We start from the raw sequence: 19,898 nt of genomic DNA, 5'->3' as shown, positions 1-19,898 counted from the left end.
CCTCAGAGGCCGGGGCCGGTGACGCCGCTGCGCAATCGCTCGACGGCGGCGCGGCCGGCCTGGACGTGTTCGTCCTCGCGGATGGAGTCGGGGTCGATACGCGCACTGACCGGTTCCTCGGCCCCGATCATGAGCTCGGTGTCGGCGCCGACGTTGCGCTTGACGAGCGCGAGCGCGATGGGACCCCACTCGTAATGGTCGATGACGGTGCCCAGACGTCCGACGGTCCGGCCGCCCGCGGTGACCGGGTCGCCGGTCGTCGGGCGCCGATCCGAGCTGCCGTCGAGGTGCAGCAGCACCAGGCGGCGCGGGGACTTGCCGAGATTGTGGACACGGGCGACCGTCTCCTGGCCGCGGTAGCACCCCTTGTCGAGGTGGACGGCGCCCTGTTCGGCCGGTCCGCCGATCCAGTCGACCTCGTGCGGGATCGTCCGTTCGTCGGTGTCGGCGCCGAGGCGGGGGCGACGGGCGGCGACGCGCAGCGCCTCGTATGCCCAGCTGCCGGCCATCCGGGCGCCCGCCTCGGTCAGTGCGTCCCACCAGCGGAGCAGGACGAATTCGGGTACGACGAGGTCGACCACGGGCAGATCGCGGTGCTCGCCGAGCGGCGGCATGCGTCGCCAGAAACCCAGCGGCTCGTCCTCGTGATGCGTCTCGGGCAGACTGTCCGCCTGGTAGATCTCCGCGTCGGCGTCGATCTCGAGGAGCTCGGCGACCGGTCCGGTCACCGCGCCGGGACCGACGAGGGTGAGGACCTTCATGTCGGCTCGTGCGGCCGGCTCGGCTTTGGCCCAGAACACCATCTTGGTGAGGAAGGCGATCAGCGCCTCGCCCCGTGCGCCCTCGGTGTCGATCCAGGTGACGCCGTCGATGTCGGTCAGGACGAAGTGCTCCTCCACACGGCCGTTCGCGTCGAGGGAGAGGTTCTCCGCGCTCCGGCGGTCGGGGAGTGTGGCGATGTGCTGGCTCGAGATGGTGTGCAACCAGCTCAGGCGTTCGTCGCCCGGGATCTCGATGACCGAACGGTCGGAGCGGTCGACGATGATGACCCCGGTGGCGGCGGTTCGCTGCTCGCCGAGTGGATCACCGAAGTGCCACGGGGTCTCCGACGAGTGGAACTCGCCGGGGCCGGGGACCGCCCCGCCCTCGGAATGCCTGGTCAGGATGGGTGAACGGCTCACGGGTCGATTCTACGGGTCTGCTGGGCGCCAGGGGTGTCGAGCAGGGTGCGGGCCCTCGTGGGAGCCTCATACCCATGTCGGATTCGATCCTGCTCACTCTCGACGGCACCCAACACGATGCCGAAGCACCTTTTCTCCATGCCGACGACCTCGCGGTGGTCCGCGGCGACGGCGTCTTCGAGACCCTGCTCATCCGCGCCGGCCGGCCGCGTGGTGTCCGCCTGCACCTCGAACGTCTCGCCCACAGCGCGACGGCGATGGAGCTACCGGCGCCCGATCTCGACCAGTGGCGCGGCGCCATCGACAGGGCGGCCGAGCTGTGGAGCGAGGAGCACGGGACGTCGGACGAGGCCCTGGTGCGGCTGGTCTACACCCGCGGGCGTGAACACGGATATGCCCCGACGGCCTACCTGACCGTGGAAGCGGTGCCCGAACGTGTCGCTTCCGCGCGGGCCGACGGTGTCTCGGTGATCACCCTCGAGCGTGGTTTCTCCATCGACCTGGCCGCCAAGGCGCCGTGGCAGCTGCTCGGTGCGAAGACCCTGAGCTATGCCACCAACATGGCCGCCCTGCGTCACGCGGCCTCCGAGGGTTACGACGACGTCATCTTCGTCAGCAGCGAGGGAGCGATTCTCGAGGGCCCGCGGTCGACCGTGGTTGCGGTGTACGGGGACACGCTGGTGACCCCGCCGACGGAGATCGGCATCCTCGCCTCGACGACCGCTCGCGCGGTCTTCGACCTCGCGGACGCGGAGGGCTGGAAGACGAAGATCGAGATCCTGCGTCCGGAGGATCTCGTGGCGGCCGACTCGGTCTGGCTCGTCAGCAGTGTGACCCTCGCGGCCCGGGTCACCCACCTCAACCGGTACGTGATGCCGGTGCCGACCGACGCGGACAGATTCTCCGGTTTGGTGGACCGCGCCATTGCCGTGGAAGACAATTGATCCCGGTCACTCATATCTGATCCCGGGTCCGGGTCACACCGGGTCCCGGGTGAGAGCGAATGCACCAGGAGCGGCGGCACGATGGGACCTTTGGCGCTTGAAAGTGGCCGATGACCAGGCGTAACGTCGCGTTCAGTGCCTACTACCGGAAGTAGTAGGAGACTTCGGCACCTGCCGGCTGAGCCGGTGACCTGATTCGAGGCAGATATGGACGCTCTGGACGTCTCCAGATGGCAATTCGGTATCACGACCGTCTACCACTTCATCCTGGTGCCGCTGACCATCGGCCTCGCGCCGATGATCGCGGTGATGCAGACGGTGTGGCATGTCACCGGTAACGAACAGTGGCTTCGCGCGACGAAGTTCTTCGGCAAGCTCTTCCTGATCAACTTCGCGTTGGGCGTCGCGACCGGCATCGTGCAGGAGTTCCAGTTCGGCATGAACTGGAGCGAGTACAGCCGATTCGTCGCGGACGTCTTCGGCGCCCCGCTCGCGATGGAGGGGCTCGTCGCGTTCTTCCTCGAGTCCACCTTCATCGGACTCTGGATCTTCGGCTGGGACCGGTTGCCGCGTAGGGTCCACCTGGCGTGCATCTGGCTGGCCTCGGCGGGAGTCATCGCCTCGGCGTACTTCATCATCGCGGCGAACTCGTTCATGCAACACCCGGTGGGCGTCGTGTGGGACGAGACGCGGGACCGGCCGAGGATGAACGACTTCTGGGCGGTGATCACGAACAGCACGACGCTGGCGGCGTTCCCGCACGTGATCGCCGGTGCTTTCCTCACCGCAGGCACCTTCGTCGCCGCCATCGGTTGCTGGTGGATGGCCCGGAACATGTGGCGCGCAAAGAAACTTCGTGAGGCCATCGAGACCGGTGACACCTCGGAGATGCCCAAGACGACCTCGCCGAGTCACATCGACGCCACGCCCGAGGATCTCGAACTCGACGCCCGCCGCTTCTGGCGGCCGGTTACCCGGTTGGCTCTCTGGGTCGTGATGGTCTCCGGCGTCGGTCTGTTCATCACCGGCGACATCCAGTCGCAGATCATGTTCAACCAGCAGCCGATGAAAATGGCTGCAGCGGAATCACTGTGTGAGACCCAGACCGGTGCCGGGTTCTCCGTGCTGGCCATCGGACGACAGAACAACTGCGACAACATCGATCACGTCATCGAGATTCCGAGGATGCTGTCGTTCCTGGCCGATCACAGTTTCGACAGCACCCTGAAGGGCGTCGAGGAGCTGCAACAGCAGTACACCGAGGCGCTCGCGGGACAACCGGGTGTGCCCGCAGGACAGAACTTCGCCCCGAACCTGTTCGTCACCTACTGGAGTTTCCGGGCGATGATCACCTGGGCTCTCGGGTCGGTCGTGGTGGCGCTCGGGGGGCTGTGGCTCACGCGTCGCAAGCGAGTCGTGGAATCCCGCAAGTTCGGCACTCTCGCGCTGTGGATGATCCCGACACCGTTCCTGGCCAACAGTTCCGGCTGGATCTTCACCGAGATGGGACGTCAGCCGTGGGTCGTCGCACCCAACTGGGAGAACGACCTCGACCCGCTGCGGATCAACATGCTCGTCCAGAACGGTGTTTCGAACCACACGTCGGCGACGGTGTGGGTGACGCTGATCGGCTTCACCCTGCTCTACGGCGCGCTGGGTGTCGTGTGGTTCATGCTCCAGCGGCGATACGTCATCGAGGGGCCGGCGACCTACGACTCCAGGCCGCCGGGATATTCCGACCCAGACGCGGACAGCGATGAGCCCAAACAGCTCTCGTTCGCGTACTGACGGCCACGTAACCATAGGAGAGACCAGTGGGACTTCCGGAGTTCTGGTTCCTGATCATCGCGGTGCTGTTCGTGGGCTACTTCGTCCTCGAGGGGTTCGACTACGGCGTCGGCATGCTGATGCCCTTCCTGGGCCGCAGCCACACCGGCGGCGATGCGCGGGTGGCGCCCGATGAACCGGCCGCCGATCCCGACACCCGTCGGCGGGTGCTGCTCAACACGATCGGCCCCGTCTGGGACGGCAACGAGGTGTGGCTGATCACCGCCGGCGGAGCGTTGTTCGCCGCGTTCGGCGGTTGGTACGCCACCATGTTCTCCGCCTTCTATTTCGCGTTGTTCCTGATCCTGATCGGCCTCATCACGCGCGTCTGCGCCATCGAGTGGCGCGGCAAGATCGACAACCCGAGATGGCGGATGTGGTGCGACGTCGGGATCGGACTCGGCTCCTGGATCCCGGCCATCGTGTGGGGCATCGCCTTCGCCAATGTCGTCCGCGGTCTGCCGATCGACGCCGACGCGCAGTACACGGGTGGATTCTTCGATTTGTTCAACCCGTACGCCCTGCTGGGCGGCCTGACCACGCTGCTGGCCTTTCTGACGCACGGCGCCGTCTTCCTGTCGTTGAAGACCGACGGCGCGCTCCGCGAGGACTCGATGCGTTACGCGTCGCGGTTGTCGATCCCGACGCTGGTCGTCGCGGGGGCGTTCCTGCTGTGGACACAGTTCGCCTACGGCAGTGCGTGGACCTGGATTCCGGTGCTGATCGCGGCGGTCGCCGCCCTGGTGATGGTGGGTGCCACGCAGGTGCGCAAGGAGGGCCTGGCGTTTGCCGCCACCTCGATCGCCATCGTGGGCACCGTGGCGGCCCTGTTCGGGTCGCTCTACCCCGAGGTGCTGCCGTCGACGCTCAACCCGGCATATGACCTGACCATCGACAACACGTCGTCGAGTCACTACACCCTCGTCGTCATGACCTGGGCCGCGGCTCTGGTCACACCTGTCGTGATCGCGTACCAGGCCTGGACCTACTGGGTGTTCCGCAAGCGTCTGTCCGTGGAGATCATGCCCAAGCCGGCGGGGTTGCGATCCCTGCGCGCCTTCGGCGAGTGACGCCGCAGGAACCGTCGGCGGACACGCGGCGGCGGGCCCGGCCGCCCGTCGATCCGCGCCTGCTGCGGTACTCGCCGACCACGCAGCGCTACGTCCTGGTCACGGCGGTGTTCGCAATCGCCGAGGTCATCGCGATCATCGTCGCGGCGGCGATGGCGGCCTCGATCCTGTCGGAGCTGATCGTCCTCCCGGATCTGCGGTCGTTCGATGCGCAATGGGCGCATCTGGCGCTACTGATCGCGGCCATGGCGGCGCGTGCCGGAATGGCCTACGGGCACGACCGGTACGCGCACCGCGCGGCCGAACAGGCGATCGCGGAACTGCGCGCCGAGGCGCTGGACGTGCTCACCGATCCGCGTCGTACCTCGCCGCGAACGCTGCTGACCCTGCGCGAGCAGGCGGCCACCGTGTTGTTGCGGGGACTCGACGCGCTCGGGCCGTACCTCTCCGGCTATCTGCCCGCGCTCGTGACCGCGGTGATCCTCACCCCCACGGTGACCGTGGTGATCGCCTTCGCCGACTGGCCCTCGGCGCTGATCATCCTGATCACCTTGCCACTCATCCCGATCTTCATGATCCTGGTGGGCCTGATGACCAGGGATCGCACCAGCCGCAAGCTGGCGACGATGAGCAGGCTGACGGCGCAGTTGCTCGATCTCATCGCGGGTCTGCCTACGCTGCGGGCGTTGAACCGCGCCGAGGCCCCGGCCGCCCAGGTCGCCGAACTCGGCGAGGCGCACCGGCGTTCCACGATGAGCTCGCTACGGGTGGCCTTCCTGTCCGGCGCGGTTCTCGAACTGCTCGCGACGCTGTGCGTGGCCTTGGTCGCGGTGGGCATCGGCCTGCGTCTGGTGTTCGGCGAGATGTCCCTCTACGCAGGCGTTTTCGCGCTGATTCTGGCGCCGGAGGCCTATCTTCCACTGCGTCGCGTCGGCGCACAGTTCCACAACTCCACCGACGGTCTGACCGCTGCGGGTGAGGTCTTGGAGCTGATCGATTCGCCCAAGGGGTCGGCGACGATGCCGGTCACCGGTGGCCGGGGCGTCACGGTCGCGGGCGCGCCGATCACGATCCTCGACCTCGGGGTGCACGGTCGCGACGGCTGGGCGCCGGAGTCCCTGCGGGCGACGATCCAGCCCGGCTCGCTCACCCTGTTCACCGGCCCGAACGGCTCGGGCAAATCGACCACGCTGGCCGCGATCATGGGTCTGCTGACACCCGACGACGGGTCGGTGCTCATCGGGTCCATCCCGGTCGCCGATGCCGATCCCGAGATCCTGCACGAGCAGATCGCCTGGCTGCCCCAGCAACCGGTCATCGTGCCGGGCACGGTCGGCGAGAACGTGGAACTCTTCGGGGCGCTGGACCGCGACGCCGCCGAACGAGCGGCCGTGGCAAGCGGATTCGACTCCGTGGTGCTCGAACTGCCGAAACGGCTCGACACCCGGCTCGGTGCGGGCGGCGTCGGCCTCTCCGCCGGACAGCGACAGCGTCTCGCCCTCACCCGCGTCCTGGCGTCGCCGGCCCCGCTGCTGCTGCTAGACGAGCCGACCGCCCACCTCGACAAGGATTCCGAACGCGCGGTGCTCGGCGTGCTGCGCGAGCGTGCACGCGCCGGGGACACGGTCATCGTGGTGGCCCATCGCGGCGTCGCACGTGAGTTCGCCGACCAGGTGGTCGAATTCGACGGAGGGGTGCCATGCGCGACGACCCACTGATCCGGGCGCTGGGATTCCTCGGGCTGCGCCGGGGTGCGGTCACCAAGGCCCTGCTGCTCGGCGTCGGCGGTTCGCTGTCCGCACTCGGACTCGCGGCCCTGTCGGCGTGGCTGATCACCCGTGCCTGGCAGATGCCGCCGGTGCTGTTCCTGTCGGTCGCGATCACCGCTGTTCGCGCACTGGGCATCTCTCGCGGTCTGTTCCGCTACCTCGAACGTCTCGCCACCCACGACCTCGCCCTACGCGCGATGACGACCGCCCGCGAACGGGTGTACACCGCCCTCGCGACCGGTTCACCGGCCTACTCGGTCACGCTCCGGCGCGGAGATCTGTTGACCCGCACCGGCGATGACATCGACGAGATCGGCAATGCCATCATCCGCGGTCTGATCCCCATCGGTGTGGGCGTGACGACGGCGGTGGCCGCGGTCGTCGTGATGGCGTTGGTGTCGCTGCCCGCCGCGGGGGTGCTCGCGGTCGCTCTCGTCATCAGCGGCGGTGTCGCCCCGTGGCTCGCGGCGCGCGGTGCTGCCTCCGCGCTCCGGGACGGCTCGCGCGCTGCCACGGAGTCGGCGGAGGCCACGACGACGACGCTGTGGCACGCATCAGAACTCGTCGTCGCGCGTCGTCGCGGTGCGTTGCTCGCCACCGCCGTCGACGCCGACCACCAGCATCTCGCCGCCACCGACCGGGGTCGACGACTGGAGGCGGCGGCCGCTGCGGCGACCCCGCTCGCAATGGGAGCGTCGTTGGTGGCGGCATGTGTGATCGCCATCCAGTTGGCCTCGCAGACAACCGGTTCGCTCGCGGACGTGGCGTCCGGTGAGGGGCTCACCCCGATGATCCTCGGCGTCCTGGTCCTCCTGCCGCTGTCGGCCTTCGAGTCGACCGCGCCGCTGACCGAGGCCGGACTCCAGATCGAACGCAGTCGCCAGAGCGCGGCGCGGGTCATGGCGCTCGTCGACGGCGCCCATGCCGATCCGACGGGGTCCGAACCCTCCGGGGCGGACGTGGCCGTACACCGCGGGATGGTCGAGGTATCTGCCGACGGACTGCGATGGGGGCGCGCGCAACGGAACGTTCTCGGACCCGCGGGCGGCCTCGACCTCGATCTGCGACCGGGGTCGCGGCTGGCCGTGGTCGGACCCAGCGGCGTAGGGAAATCCACGTTGCTGCTCACCCTCGGGGGCCTGCTCAACCCCGTGGACGGGAACGTCACCTGTGTCGACGTGTCGAGCCGTTCGCCGGTCGGGCTACGTTCGGCCGGTTGCTATTTCGCGGAGGAGGCGCACATCTTCTCGACGTCGGTCCGCGAGAACCTGCGGGTTGCGCGGGGTGACGCCACCGACGAAGAGATTCTCGACGCTTTGACGACGGTCGGGCTCGACGGTTGGGTCGCGCGGCTTCCGGACGGTCTGGACACCACACTGTCCGGCGGGGCGGAAGCTGTCAGCGGCGGCGAGCGCCGGCGCCTGCTGCTGGCTCGCGCGCTGCTCCACCCGGCTCCGATGGTCCTGCTCGACGAACCGACCGAACACCTCTCGGCCGACGACGCCACCGGCTTGCTCCGGCGCCTCCTCGGTGTCGACGACGATCTCTTCGGTCCCGATCGCATCGTGGTGGTCGTCACGCATCAGCTGCCCGCGGACGCGGGCGACGCGCAGGTCGTGGAGCTGGCACCCGCCCTGGCACGCGACTCCTGACCGACGAACCTCATCTCGACTTGCAGACTTCGATCGAGGTCTGGCGGTCGAGTTCACGTCTGCCGGTCGTCGCGGTCCGTGTCCACAACGGAATCGGGGCCGGACGCATGGCGTCCGGCCCCGGATCTCCTGTGAGAGGGGAGGGTCTAGCTGCTCGCGACCTCGTAACCCATCGGCAGCATCGTCGACTTGTGCTCGAGGAAGGACTCCAAGCCCTCACGGCCGTTCTCGCGGCCGATGCCGGAGTTCTTGTAGCCGCCGAACGGTGACTCGGGATCGATTGCGTACCAATTGATCCCGAAGGTTCCCGTCCGGATCTTGGTGGAGATCTCGATACCGCGCTCGACGTCGTCGGTCCACACCGTGCCGGCGAGTCCGTAGCTGGAGTCGTTGGCGATGGCGATGGCCTCGTCGACGTCGTCGTAGGCGATCACCGACAGGACGGGACCGAAGATCTCTTCCTGGGCGATGGCCATGTCGTTGGTGACACCCGTGAAGATCGTCGGGGTGAGGAAGTATCCCGAGTCGAGTCCGGCGGGACGTTCACTCTCGAGAGCCGGTGTCGCACCGGCCTTCTTGCCGAGTTCGATGTACTCCTCGACCTTCTGGCGCTGCTTTTCGGTGATCAGCGGGCCGAGCTGGGCCTCCGGGTCGGAGGGCAGGCCGACCTTCATGGCCTTCGCCGCATCGACCATCGCCGCCACGATCTCGTCCTGGCGGCTGCGCGGCACCAGGATTCGGGTCTGCGCCACGCAGGCCTGGCCGGTGTTGAACAGGCCGAGGAAGGTGAGCATGAAGGCGTTCGCGGCGATGTCGACGTCGTCGAGCACGATGGCCGCGGACTTGCCGCCCAGCTCCAGTGAGCAGCGCTTCAGGGTCTCGGCGCACGCGGCGCCGATGGCCTTGCCCGCGGCGGTCGACCCGGTGAAGGTGATCTTGTCGACGTCGGGATGTGCGACGAGTGCCTGGCCGGTCTCGGTGCCGCCGGTGACGACCGAGATGGCCTCGGCGGGCACGCCGGCCTCGATGAAGAGCTGGGCCACGTAGTTACCAGTGAGCGGCGTCTCCGGGGCGGGCTTGAGTACCACCGAACAGCCGGCGGCGAGCGCCGCGCCCATCTTGTTGCAGGTGATGAACAGCGGGACGTTCCAGGCGCAGATCGCGCCGACGACGCCCACCGGCTCGCGGGTGATGCGTGTGGTGCCGAACAGGCCGGTCCGGTACTCCTCCCACTGGTAGTCGCGGGCGGCGTTGGCATACGCGCGCAGGACGCCGGTGCCGGGCAGCTGCTGCAGGGTGCTGATGGCGCTGGGCGGCGCACCCATCTCGGCCGACACGAGGGCGGTGATCTCGTCCCCGCGCTCGTCGATGAGATCGGCGACCTTGGCGATGATGTCGGCGCGCTGTGCCGGGGGCGTCGAACTCCAGACGCCGGAGTCGAAGGCCGCGCGGGCCGCCCGTACGGCGGAGTCGACGTCGGTCGCGTCGGCGTTCGGCACCGATCCGACACGTTCGCCGGTGGCGGGGGAGAAGACCTCGAGGGTCTCGCCGGAATGCGGGTCGACCCATCGGCCGCCGATGAGCAACTGGGGCTGATCCCCGCCGCCGGTGGGTGGTGCGGTGTGGGACTCCACGGTCTCGGTCATTACGCGTGTGCTCCTCAGGAGGACGGGGCCTTGCCGGTCAGCAGCGGATTCAGGCCGCGCGGGCAAGTGTGAACTACGGCACACGCAATACTAGAACACGTTCTAACTTTGGCGCCAGGGGCGTCGCGGAATCAGCCCCGTCCGAACGCGGCGCGGGCCTCGAGGCCCTCCATGACGTCGTCGAGGACGTCCAGCTGTCCGGACGGATCGACGGCCTCGAGGAGTCGTTGCTGATCGTGTGGTTCGATCTGGAGCCGGTTGGCCCAGCGGTACACGGGTGAAATGTCGGCCGTGAGCGGATCGGCGTCGATGATGTCGAGTGCGGCGAAGATCGTGTCGACGTCCTTGCCCGCGGCCTCGAAGGCCTGGCGCATGACCGCGCGGAGGCGCTGGTCGATCGAATGCAGGCGTGCGAGATCGGCGTCGGTGGGGGAGGGCTCGGGTAGCACTTCGACACGAGCCAGCGGATACGGATCGTCGGGCAGCCATTCGACGACCCGGAAACGATGGGTGCCGCTGCCGGACAGCAGGGCCCGGCCGTCCGGGTGCCGTTCGGTGACGTCGGCGCGCGCCATCGTGCCGACCCCGCGACGCACCTCGCCGCCGCCGACCTCGGAGCCGCGGGCGATCAACACGACGCCGAAACGTACGGTCGATCGCCCGTCGGACTCCTCGATGTGGTCGGTCAGCATCTGCCGGTAGCGCGGCTCGAAGACGCGCAGCGGCAGCTCGCCGCCCGGCAGCAATGCGGTGCCGAGCGGAAAGATCGGCGAGACGAATCGCTCGCCGGCCGGAATGGACGGGCTCAGAGGGCTACTCCGTCAGGCCTTGGGGCGCGCGTCGAGGACGACTTCGAACTCGAGCAGGTCGGCACCCGAGGCGACGGGCTTGGCCCGCTCTCCGGCATGCGCCTCGCGGGCCGGGCCGGATGCCCACGCCTGGAAATCCTCCTCGGACTCCCACTGCGTCACCACGAAGTAGCGGTCGTCGCCCTTGACCGGACGGAGCAGCTGGAAACCGAGGAAGCCCTTGGACCCGTCGACGGAATGGGCGCGGTTGGCGAACCGCTTCTCCAGCTCGGGTCCGGCGCCTTCGGGAACGGTGATTGCATTGATCTTCACAACAGACATGCGTCCACCATAGGCGTTGTGGTTGCGGCCGTGACGGTGTTGCCCGGCTCCGAAGGGTGGTTCGGGCGGCTACAGTTTCGGCCATGTTCGACATCCAGGCGATCGGCGAGATCGGGCTCCGCGACCACGGCGGGCCGAGGGTCGCGGATGACGCACGTGGTTCGCTCGACGTCGATACGCCGGCGCGGCCGATCGTGCTGTTGCACGGGCTGATGGGACGGGGTCGCACGTGGCGGAGGCAGGTGCCGTGGTTGCGTCGTTACGGTCGGGTGTTCACCTACGACGCCGCCTTCCACACCGGGGCTGACGTCGAAGAGCCCGGCAACGCAACGGAACTCGCGACCGAACGGTTCGTCGCCGACCTCGCCGAGATCCTCATCTGGATCGACCGCGGGCCGGCGGTCCTCATCGGGCACTCGATGGGGGCGCTCCACGCCTGGTGCGCGGCGGCCGAGTACCCGGAGCTCGTCACGGCTCTCGTGGTCGAGGACATGGCCCCCGACTTCCGTGGCCGGACCACCACCAACTGGACGCCGTGGTTCGAGTCGTGGCCCGAGCGTTTCGATTCCGTCGACGAGGCGATCGCGATGTTCGGCCCGGTCGCCGGCCGGTACTTCTACGAGGCCTTCGACGACGGGCGGCTCCATGGCCGAATCCCGTTGTGGCGAGCGATCGCCGACGAGTGGGGGGTCCGCGACTTCTGGTCGCAGTGGCAGGAGGTCGCGGTGCCGTCGCTGGTGATCGAAGCCGAGCACACGGTGACACCGCCCGGCCAGATGCGTCGCATGTGCGAGGTCAACGAGCACGCGCAGTATCTGCGCGTGGACGGTGCCGGACACCTCGTCCACGACGATGCGCCGCACGTGTATCGCGGTGCGGTGGAGGCGTTTCTGTCGGGGCTCGACACCTGATCCGCCAGATGGGTCGGGGCGCACACGATGGCTCGTGCGCGCCCCGAGAGGTGGATGAGGATCAGGCGGGATCGGCGGGTGCGATCGGTGCGCCGTTGAGTCGACGCCAGCAGTGCACCAGGAACAGCTGGGCGACCGGGGCGGCGACGATCAGTCCGACGTAGCAGACGAGTACGCCGACGAGGTTGATGGCGTAGGTGACGAGCAACGTGATGATCGAGTCGCCGACCTTCGACTTGGTCAGCTCGAACGACGCCTTCATCGCGTTGATGGGCGAGAGGCTCTTGTCGATGGTCGCGACCACCGAGAACATCAGGAAGAACATGGCGATGATGCCGGGAATGATGCACAGCACGTAGCCGATTCCGGTGACGATGGCGACCAGGATCGCGGTGCCGACGACCGGCCCGAAACGGATAGGCGTCAGGAACGACTTCGCGGTTACCGGCTCACCGTTCGCGACGCGGACCGCGCCCGAGATGATGCTCGCCTGGATGTAGAGCAGGCCCACGATGAACACGAGATACACCAGGCCGAAGAGGACCGAGCCGCCGAATCCCAGCGAGGTCTCCGTGTAGGTGAACCCGTACGAGTCGGTACGGGTCTCGGTGGTGCCGAAGAGCGCGACGGCCGAGAAGCCCACCGCGATGAGTGCGGCACCCAGCAGGAACACCACGAGACCGGGCAGGATCATCGCCCCGGCGTTGTTCTTGAACTTGTTGAAGGCCCAGGAGAACGCCTCGCCCACATCGACCTTGGTGCCGGGGACGCCCGCACCGCCGGGGTAGGCGCCCATTTCCCCGTACTGCGGTGCACCCGGGGGCGGCGGGGGCGGTGCCTGACCGTACTGCGGCTGGCCGTACTCGGGCTGCTGCCCGTACCCGGGCTGCTGCCCGTACCCGGGCTGCTGCCCGTACTGGGGCGGGGTCGGGGGCTGCTGACCGTACTGCGGAGGCTGGCCCGGCTGGTTCGGGTCCGACGGCGGGACAGGAGGATACGGCGGCTGACTCATGGATCGGGACATTAGCAACGATTCAGGCGTAGCGGGAGACTATGCCCGAACGATCAAATGACTGGTCATCGATGTTGGCACGAATTATGGGCGCTCGTGGGCGAGTTGTCTTCTCGGCGTCGCCCGGTGTTTCCCGACCTGCGGTGACGCCGGTGGTCGGGCGGACTCAGCACTCGCCCGCCAGACAGTAGCGACCGTCGGCGGTGATCTCGACGAGACCGTCGACGAGCAGGGAGTCGAGGGCGCGGTCGCGTTGTGCGGTGTCGCTCGTCCACACCACGTCGAGCTTCGCCCGTTCCACCGCACCCGTGGTACCGCGCAGCACATCCAGCAGCAGGCCACGGACCTGGCGGTCGGTGCCGGCGAACTTCTGGGTCTTCCGCGGTGGGCCGGTGTGAGCGGGCCGGCCGCGTCGGACCCAGGTGCAGTCGACGAGAGGACAGTTGTCGCACTTGGGGTTCCGGGCCGTGCACACCAGCGCGCCGAGTTCCATCAGTGCCGCCGAGAACCGCGGTGCGCTGGCTGCGTAGCCGGTGGCGGCGGAGCGGGGGAGGAGCACCTCGGCGTCGTCGAGGTCGCGGCGCGACGGGTTACCCGGCTGCTCGCGACCGTGCACCGCCCGCGCGATCACCCGGCGGACGTTGGTGTCGACGACGGGAACGGCCTGACCGTAGGCGAAGCAGGCGACCGCCCGTGCGGTGTAGTCACCGATTCCGGGGAGGGTCAGCATCGTCTCGACGTCCTCGGGCACCCGGTCGTCGTGATCGCTCGCGAGGACCTTCGAGCATTCATGGAGGCGTAGCGCGCGTCGGGGATAGCCGAGTTTGCCCCAGGCACGGAGAACCTCGCCGGCGGACTCGGCAGCCATCGCCGACGGCACCGGCCATCGCTCGACCCAGGCCCGCCACGGCTCCAGGACGCGGGACACCGGGGTCTGCTGGAGCATGATCTCGCTGACGAGGATCTGCCACCCGGTACATGCCGGATCCCGCCACGGCAGGTCGCGCTCATGGGTATCGAACCAACCGATCAATCGTTCGGGTGGCACACTATTGAGCATGATCGGAAAGACACCACGTGAGGCCTGGCGCATTCTGCGCGATGGAAACGACCGTTTTGTGGCCGGAGAATCTCAACATCCGAGCCAGGGTATCGAGGATCGAACACGACTCGCCGACGGGCAGTACCCGCACGTGGTCCTGTTCGGCTGCGCGGACTCCCGCCTGGCCGCCGAGATCATCTTCGACCAGGGACTCGGCGACATGTTCGTGGTCCGCACCGCCGGTCACGTCATCGACTCGGCGGTGATGGGCTCGCTCGAGTACGCCGTCGAGATTCTCGACGTCCCGCTGATCGTCCTCCTCGGCCACGACAGCTGTGGCGCGGTGAAGGCGACCCTCGACGCCCTCGACGACCTCCAGATCCCCGGCGGCTACATCCGCGACGTCGTCGAACGCGTCACGCCGAGCATTCTGGCCGGACGCAGTGAGGGCCTGACCCGGGTCGACGAGTTCGAGGCCCGTCACGTCGTCGAGACCGGACGGCTGCTCATGCAGCGCAGCCGGATCATCGCCGATCGCATCAGCACCGGCAAACTGGCGATCGTCGGCTTGACATACAAGCTGAGCGAGGGCCGGGTGAGCCTCCAGGGCGTGTTCGGCGACATCGGCGAACATCCCCGGGCCGAAGCGGTGCCCGAGAGCGCCTGACCCTCCAAGCGGCCTCGAGCCTGAAGGCGAACTCTAGACTTTGCCTGTTCGGGGCCGCTTTTCGGCCGCGACACGCCGCACGTGATCAGCCGGAAGTCAAGACCCGGCCGTTAGCGTTGTGGGCGTGATCGAACCCCAGGGCCCGCTGCCACCCGAGATCTACTGGCGACGACGCGTTGTCGCCGGGGGTGGTGCGCTGGTCATCGTGGGGCTGGTCGTCGCCCTCATCGTGTGGATGACCTCCGGTGGAGACGCTCCGCAGAACACCGCGGCCACCTCGTCCGCGTCGAGCAGTGCGGCTCCGTCCTCGGAGTCGGCACCGCCGTCGTCCGAACCGTCCGCCGCCGGCGACGCCGGTGCCGGGGGTGCTCCGGGCGGCAATGCTCCCGCGGGTGGAGGAGCACCGGGCGGTGCGCCCGCATCGGCGTCCTCACCTCCGGAATCGGCGAGTCCGGCCGGTGCGCCGGGAGGTCCCGCGGGACCGAACCTCTGCCCGGATCAGGCGATCTCGGTGGTCCTCTACACCGACAAGCCGACATACACGATCGGTCAGCAACCGGTCTTCACGATCGTCACCACCAATGCCGGGCTGTCCGAATGCACCCGCGACGTGGGCAAGTCGGTTCAGAACGTCATCGTCCGGACTCTCGACGGATCGCGCACCCTGTGGTCGGCGCGGGACTGTTCGCCGCTGGACACGGTGAACAACGTGGTCCTCAAGCCCGCACAGCAGGTCAAGGACACCATCACCTGGTCGGGTACCACCAGTAGCCCCGGCTGTGAGCGTCCGCGGACCCAGGTGCCCGCCGGTTCGTACTCGGCCATCGGCAAGATCGGGGAGCGCGAGTCGTTCCCGATCACCTTCAACGTGGTCGCCCCGGCGCAAGAGCCCTGATCGTTCTCGTCGGGCCGCTAGTCGTAGCGCTCGATGCTCGTCTCCGCGAGGCGGGACAGTCCCTCGCGGATGTGCCGCGCCCAGATGCTCCCGATGCCCTCGACGGCCTGCAGGTCGGCCGAGGTGCTGGCGAGCAGCGCCTGCAGGGTGCCGAAGCTGCGAACGAGCCGGTCCACGTGCGCGAACTGCAACCGTGAGATGCGGGCGAGCAGACGGTAGCCGCGCGGACTCATGGCGTTGTCCTGGGCCTCGATGGTCGTCGGGTAGCCGAAGGCGCCGGCGAGCTGGGTGAGGTCGAGCAGATCGGCGTCGCTGAGTCCCTCGATGACCTCGAGAGCCTGGCGCACATCCTCGGCGGTGGCCGGTTCGGGGCTGGCGAAGTAGTCGCGGACGAGGAGTTCGCGCATCGTGTCGTTGTCGCTGATGAGCTCCTCGAGCTGCAGGCTCACCTGCCGGCCGTTGGTGCCGAGCTCGAGGACATACTCTTCGATCTCCACCGACACGCGCCGCACCATCTCCATGCGCTGTGCGGTCGACATGGCGTCGCGCAGCAGCACGTAGTCCTCGATCTCGGCTCGCGACAGCGCGGCGATGACCTCGTCGAGGCGTGCCTTGTACCGCTCCAGGGTCGCCAGGGCGACGTTCGCGCGCGACAGGATGGGGTCGGGGCTCTCCACGACGCGGCGGGCGCCGTCGACGTAGACGCTGACGATCGACATCGAGGCACTGACCGAGATCACCGGATGGCCGGTCTGGATCGCGGTGCGTTCGGCGTTGCGGTGCCGGGTACCAGACTCCTCGGTGGGGATCGACGGATCCGGCACGAGCTGGACGTTGGCGCGCACGATGCGTTTGCCGTCGGTCGACAGCACCACCGCCCCGTCCATCTTCGCCAGCTCGCGCAGCCGCGTCGGGGCGAACTCGACGTCGAGGTGGAAGCCGCCGTCGCAGATCTTCTCCACGTCGGAGTCGTGCCCGATCACGATCAGGGCGCCGGTGCCGCCGCGCAGGATCCGTTCCAGGCCGTCGCGCAGCGGGGTGCCCGGCGCGACGCGCGCCAAGGTCTCGCGCGTGAGCTCGGACTTCACCGCATCGGTCAGCACTGTTTCCCCTTCGGCAGCCGAGTCTCCCCGGGACGGGCGACTCGCGTCTGCGCGGGTCGTCGACGGTGACTAGGGTACCGGGATGTGAAGAGCAGCAGTTTTGTGGTGCCCGACGAGCTCGACGTGCTCGAGCGTCATCCGAAGACGGCCAAGCCCGGTGAGGTCATGCGACCACACAACTTGATGTGCTTCGGCTGCGGCGCGGAATCCCCGCACGGTCTGCACCTCGAGATGTACGCCGGCGAGGGCTTCACCGTGGAGGCGAAGATGCCTGTCGAGCAGTGGATGGAGGGTGGGCCGGGCGTGATCCACGGCGGCATCCTCTCCAGTGCGCTGGACGACGTCATGGGTATGACGCCGCGACTCCTCGGCCCGCCCGGGGTGACCGTCCACCTCCAGGTTGATTTCTTGCAGCCGATCCCGGTGGGCAAGACGCTTCATCTCCGCGCGGAGATCCTGGGCCGGCAGCGGCGCAAGATCTACACCGAAGGTGTTGCGCACCTGGGTGATCCGGAGAGGCCGGTGGCGCGTGCGAACGGTGTGTTCGTGACCGTCGACGTCCGGGAGCACTTCGCCGAGCACGTCGAGAACAGTGCGAAGGCGGCGGAGTATCTGGGCGGCAAACCGCAGCTCTGACGAGGGGTCAGAACGGCGCGTCCACCGGGTCGGAGTCGCGCAGGTGAACGGCGTCGCCGAGGTTGGCGACCCGGAGGATGCGAATGCCCTTCGGGAGTTCCTCGTCGGTGGCCGCGGGGATGATCGCCTCCCGGAAACCGAGTCGCTTGGCCTCCGCCAGGCGGCGAGCGACCGCGGAGACCCGACGGATCTCGCCGCCGAGACCGACCTCCCCGATGACGACGGTCGACTGGGGGACCGGTCGTTGGGTCAGGGTGGAATAGACCGAGAGCGCGATCGCGAGATCGGCGGCGGGTTCGGTGACACGCATGCCGCCGACCGTCGAGAGGTAGACCTCGGACTTCGCCAGTTCCTTGCGGCCGGCGCGAGCCTGGAGGACGGCGAGGACCATCGCCACCCGGTTGAAGTCCAGACCTGACACCGCCCGACGGGGGTTGGACATCTCGGTGCCGTTGGCGAGTGCCTGGACCTCGCCGACGAGCGCGCGTTTGCCGTCCATCGTCACCATGGTGACGCTGCCGCTCACATCCGAATCCCGTTGGTGCAGAAAGATTCCCGACGGATCGGGAACCTGGTGGATGCCGTCGTCGCGCTGTTCGAAGCAACCGACCTCGTCGGCGGCACCGAAGCGGTTCTTCACGCCCCGGACCATGCGCAGCGTCGAGTGCTTGTCGCCCTCGAAGGCGAGTACGACATCGACGAGGTGCTCGAGTGAGCGGGGGCCGGCGACCGCGCCCTCCTTGGTCACGTGGCCCACCAGGATCACCGCGATGCCCCGGTTCTTCGCCAGTGAGACCAGCGCGGTGGTGACGGCACGGATCTGCGTGACGCCGCCGGTGACGCCGTCGGCGCCGGATGCCACGACGGTCTGGACCGAGTCGATGATCATCAGCGTCGGGCGCACGGTGTCGGCGTGGCCGAGGATGGTCGCGAGATCGGTCTCGGCGGCGAGGTAGACGTTGGGGTGCACCGCGCCGGTGCGCTCGGCCCGCATCCGGACCTGTCCGGCCGATTCCTCGCCGGTGATGTACAGCGCGACGCGATCCTTGGCGGCCCAGTGTTTGACGGCTTCGAGCAGCAGCGTCGACTTGCCCACGCCGGGTTCTCCGGCGAGCAGGATGACCGACCCCGGGACGACGCCGCGCCCGAGGACGCGGTCGAGCTCACCGATACCGGTCGGCACCGCCGCCGACGACTCGGCGTCGACCTCGGTGATGCGCAGGGCGGGGCTCGACGGTGCCACCGCGGCGGTCGTCCGCGAGGATGTGGGCACGCCGGCGACCTCGTCGATCGATCCCCACTCGCCGCATTCGGGGCAGCGTCCGACCCATTTGGCGACCTGGTGACCGCAACCGGTGCAGCGATACGAGGATTTGGGTTTTGCCACCCGGTCAGCCTAGGCGGGCGCACCGACAAAACAGACGAGGCCCGGCGGATGCCAGGGCCTCGTCGTGTGTGTTCCGGGGAGGGGTCAGTGCCCGCCGCCCTCTTCGCTTCCGGTCTCCGGAGTGCCGCCCTCGGAGTCCCCGGGGCCGGCCTCGCCGTGATGCTGGTTGTAGAACGTCGGCTCCGCGTTGCGGGCGACGTCCTGACGCTCGAGCTTCGCGCCGGCATCGACCGGGGTCTGGACGGTGGTCTCACCGGCGGGGACCCATGAGCCGTTGTCCTCGCGCTTCTCGAAGACGAACGTCAGATCGGTGGTCAGTCCGCTGGCGACGGTGTCACCGGCGTTGGTCAGCTCGGCGGTGACCTTCTTCTCGCCGTCACGCGTGGCGCCGACGGGAGTGCCGCCGCGCAGGGCCTGGCCCGGCGGGATGACGCGATCGGCGGAGTCGCTGCCCTCGACGAACTCGATCGACCCCTTCTCGGGCTTGATCTCCTTCAGGCGGTAGTAGACCGTCGGGTCGGAGTTCGCGACGACGAACGCGATCTCGAAGGGCCCGCCGTTGCCGAAGACGGTCGGTGCGTCCTTCTCCGGATAGACGATCTGCACGTCCCGCAGCTGCAGCGAGTCGATGTTGACGTTCGCGCCGTTGACGGCGGGCAGCTGGTTGGCGGTCTGCGAGATCTGCCCCGCACCGCAACCGGTGGTGCCCAGGGCAACGGCGATGCCGATCGTGGCTACTGCGGTGGCCAGACGAGATGGCCGAACCGCCGACCGCCGTGCGGATAGTGGAAGCACTGACACCCGATCCTCCCAGGTCAAACGAAGTCGAATTGCAGCGCGCGAAACCCTGCACTACGCAGCGTAGTGGGGGCCGTGCGGAAAAGTCCGCCCGGGTGCCCGATTCGTGTCCGCACGGGCGTGTCCACCGGGTCGGCGAAGGGGTCCGGACGGCTGCCCCGGGCCAGGTGTTGCGTGATGCCCAACACGCTGCTACGGCACCCCTTGCCACCTCGCAAGAGGCGGCAC

The 19,898-nt window shown here is 68.3% G+C and carries 18 protein-coding genes; 9 read left to right on the top strand and 9 right to left on the bottom strand.

Annotated elements, in window-relative coordinates; genetic code table 11:
- Positions 1-2: 2 nt before the first annotated feature.
- The gene (ygfZ, locus tag BPODLACK_RS00220; protein WP_159404461.1) at positions 3-1,181 is read right to left on the bottom strand and encodes a CAF17-like 4Fe-4S cluster assembly/insertion protein YgfZ; all 1,179 of its coding nucleotides are present in this window, start codon (positions 1,179-1,181) and stop codon (positions 3-5) included.
- Between the two features lie 74 nt (positions 1,182-1,255).
- Between ygfZ and BPODLACK_RS00215 the strand changes: the two genes are divergently transcribed.
- The 5 genes from BPODLACK_RS00215 to cydC all read left to right on the top strand — a co-directional run bounded on the left by BPODLACK_RS00215 (position 1,256) and on the right by cydC (position 8,443).
- Positions 1,256-2,125, top strand: coding sequence for an aminodeoxychorismate lyase (locus BPODLACK_RS00215; RefSeq protein WP_159404460.1), 870 nt, complete (start codon positions 1,256-1,258; stop codon positions 2,123-2,125).
- Between the two features lie 207 nt (positions 2,126-2,332).
- On the top strand, positions 2,333-3,913 hold the full coding sequence (locus BPODLACK_RS00210) for a cytochrome ubiquinol oxidase subunit I (protein ID WP_024500082.1): 1,581 nt from the start codon (positions 2,333-2,335) through the stop codon (positions 3,911-3,913).
- Between the two features lie 26 nt (positions 3,914-3,939).
- Positions 3,940-5,022, top strand: coding sequence for a cytochrome d ubiquinol oxidase subunit II (gene cydB, locus BPODLACK_RS00205; protein WP_024500081.1), 1,083 nt, complete (start codon positions 3,940-3,942; stop codon positions 5,020-5,022).
- The gene (gene cydD / locus BPODLACK_RS00200; protein WP_159404459.1) at positions 5,019-6,740 is read left to right on the top strand and encodes a thiol reductant ABC exporter subunit CydD; all 1,722 of its coding nucleotides are present in this window, start codon (positions 5,019-5,021) and stop codon (positions 6,738-6,740) included. The genes cydB and cydD overlap by 4 nt, the downstream gene beginning before the upstream one ends.
- Complete coding sequence (cydC, locus tag BPODLACK_RS00195) at positions 6,722-8,443, top strand: thiol reductant ABC exporter subunit CydC (protein ID WP_159404458.1); 1,722 nt, start codon at positions 6,722-6,724, stop codon at positions 8,441-8,443. Before cydD ends, cydC begins: the two co-directional genes overlap by 19 nt.
- 146 nt (positions 8,444-8,589) lie before the next feature.
- Here the strand turns inward: cydC and BPODLACK_RS00190 are convergent, their stop codons facing one another.
- The 3 genes from BPODLACK_RS00190 to BPODLACK_RS00180 form a co-directional block, all read right to left on the bottom strand.
- Positions 8,590-10,089 (bottom strand): aldehyde dehydrogenase, encoded by a 1,500-nt coding sequence (locus BPODLACK_RS00190; protein WP_024500078.1) that lies wholly within the window; start codon positions 10,087-10,089, stop codon positions 8,590-8,592.
- Between the two features lie 131 nt (positions 10,090-10,220).
- On the bottom strand, positions 10,221-10,856 hold the full coding sequence (locus BPODLACK_RS00185; protein WP_024500077.1) for an LON peptidase substrate-binding domain-containing protein: 636 nt from the start codon (positions 10,854-10,856) through the stop codon (positions 10,221-10,223).
- Between the two features lie 54 nt (positions 10,857-10,910).
- A complete protein-coding gene (locus BPODLACK_RS00180) occupies positions 10,911-11,219 on the bottom strand; it encodes an antibiotic biosynthesis monooxygenase family protein (protein ID WP_024500076.1) in 309 nt (102 codons plus the stop codon).
- An 83-nt stretch (positions 11,220-11,302) separates the two neighbouring features.
- On the opposite strand from BPODLACK_RS00180, the gene BPODLACK_RS00175 reads away from it, so the two are divergent.
- A complete protein-coding gene (locus BPODLACK_RS00175; protein WP_024500075.1) occupies positions 11,303-12,130 on the top strand; it encodes an alpha/beta fold hydrolase in 828 nt (275 codons plus the stop codon).
- A 61-nt stretch (positions 12,131-12,191) separates the two neighbouring features.
- Here the strand turns inward: BPODLACK_RS00175 and BPODLACK_RS00170 are convergent, their stop codons facing one another.
- Together BPODLACK_RS00170 and BPODLACK_RS00165 are read right to left on the bottom strand one after the other, a co-directional pair.
- Positions 12,192-13,142 (bottom strand): hypothetical protein, encoded by a 951-nt coding sequence (locus BPODLACK_RS00170; RefSeq protein ID WP_159404457.1) that lies wholly within the window; start codon positions 13,140-13,142, stop codon positions 12,192-12,194.
- 166 nt (positions 13,143-13,308) lie between these two features.
- Entirely contained in the window at positions 13,309-14,202 is an 894-nt protein-coding gene (locus BPODLACK_RS00165) for an A/G-specific adenine glycosylase (protein WP_159404456.1), read from the bottom strand.
- On the opposite strand from BPODLACK_RS00165, the gene BPODLACK_RS00160 reads away from it, so the two are divergent.
- Together BPODLACK_RS00160 and BPODLACK_RS00155 are read left to right on the top strand one after the other, a co-directional pair.
- The gene (locus BPODLACK_RS00160) at positions 14,201-14,851 is read left to right on the top strand and encodes a carbonic anhydrase (RefSeq protein WP_024500072.1); all 651 of its coding nucleotides are present in this window, start codon (positions 14,201-14,203) and stop codon (positions 14,849-14,851) included. The two genes, BPODLACK_RS00165 and BPODLACK_RS00160, sit on opposite strands and share 2 nt — an antisense overlap.
- Before the next feature lie 124 nt (positions 14,852-14,975).
- On the top strand, positions 14,976-15,746 hold the full coding sequence (locus BPODLACK_RS00155; protein WP_159404455.1) for a hypothetical protein: 771 nt from the start codon (positions 14,976-14,978) through the stop codon (positions 15,744-15,746).
- Between the two features lie 17 nt (positions 15,747-15,763).
- On the opposite strand, the gene disA is transcribed toward BPODLACK_RS00155, so the two are convergent.
- Positions 15,764-16,849: a DNA integrity scanning diadenylate cyclase DisA gene (gene disA, locus BPODLACK_RS00150; protein WP_159404454.1), complete on the bottom strand. Its 1,086-nt coding sequence runs from the start codon at positions 16,847-16,849 to the stop codon at positions 15,764-15,766.
- A gap of 105 nt (positions 16,850-16,954) precedes the next feature.
- Between disA and BPODLACK_RS00145 the strand changes: the two genes are divergently transcribed.
- Positions 16,955-17,485 carry a PaaI family thioesterase gene (locus tag BPODLACK_RS00145; protein WP_159404696.1) on the top strand — a complete coding sequence of 177 codons (531 nt, stop codon included), beginning with the start codon at positions 16,955-16,957 and terminating at the stop codon, positions 17,483-17,485.
- A 7-nt stretch (positions 17,486-17,492) separates the two neighbouring features.
- Here BPODLACK_RS00145 and radA read toward each other — a convergent pair whose 3' ends face one another.
- Together radA and BPODLACK_RS00135 are read right to left on the bottom strand one after the other, a co-directional pair.
- Positions 17,493-18,872, bottom strand: a complete 1,380-nt coding sequence (gene radA / locus BPODLACK_RS00140) for a DNA repair protein RadA (protein ID WP_159404453.1) — start codon at positions 18,870-18,872, stop codon at positions 17,493-17,495.
- Between the two features lie 84 nt (positions 18,873-18,956).
- The gene (locus BPODLACK_RS00135) at positions 18,957-19,667 is read right to left on the bottom strand and encodes a hypothetical protein (protein WP_159404452.1); all 711 of its coding nucleotides are present in this window, start codon (positions 19,665-19,667) and stop codon (positions 18,957-18,959) included.
- Positions 19,668-19,898: the final 231 nt, after the last annotated feature.

The organism is Gordonia sp. YY1 (assembly GCF_009872315.1).
Classification (GTDB): Bacteria; Actinomycetota; Actinomycetes; order Mycobacteriales; family Mycobacteriaceae; genus Gordonia; species Gordonia amicalis.
The sequence above is the reverse complement of the archived record's forward strand: the minus strand, read 5'-3'. Positions and strand labels throughout refer to the sequence as shown.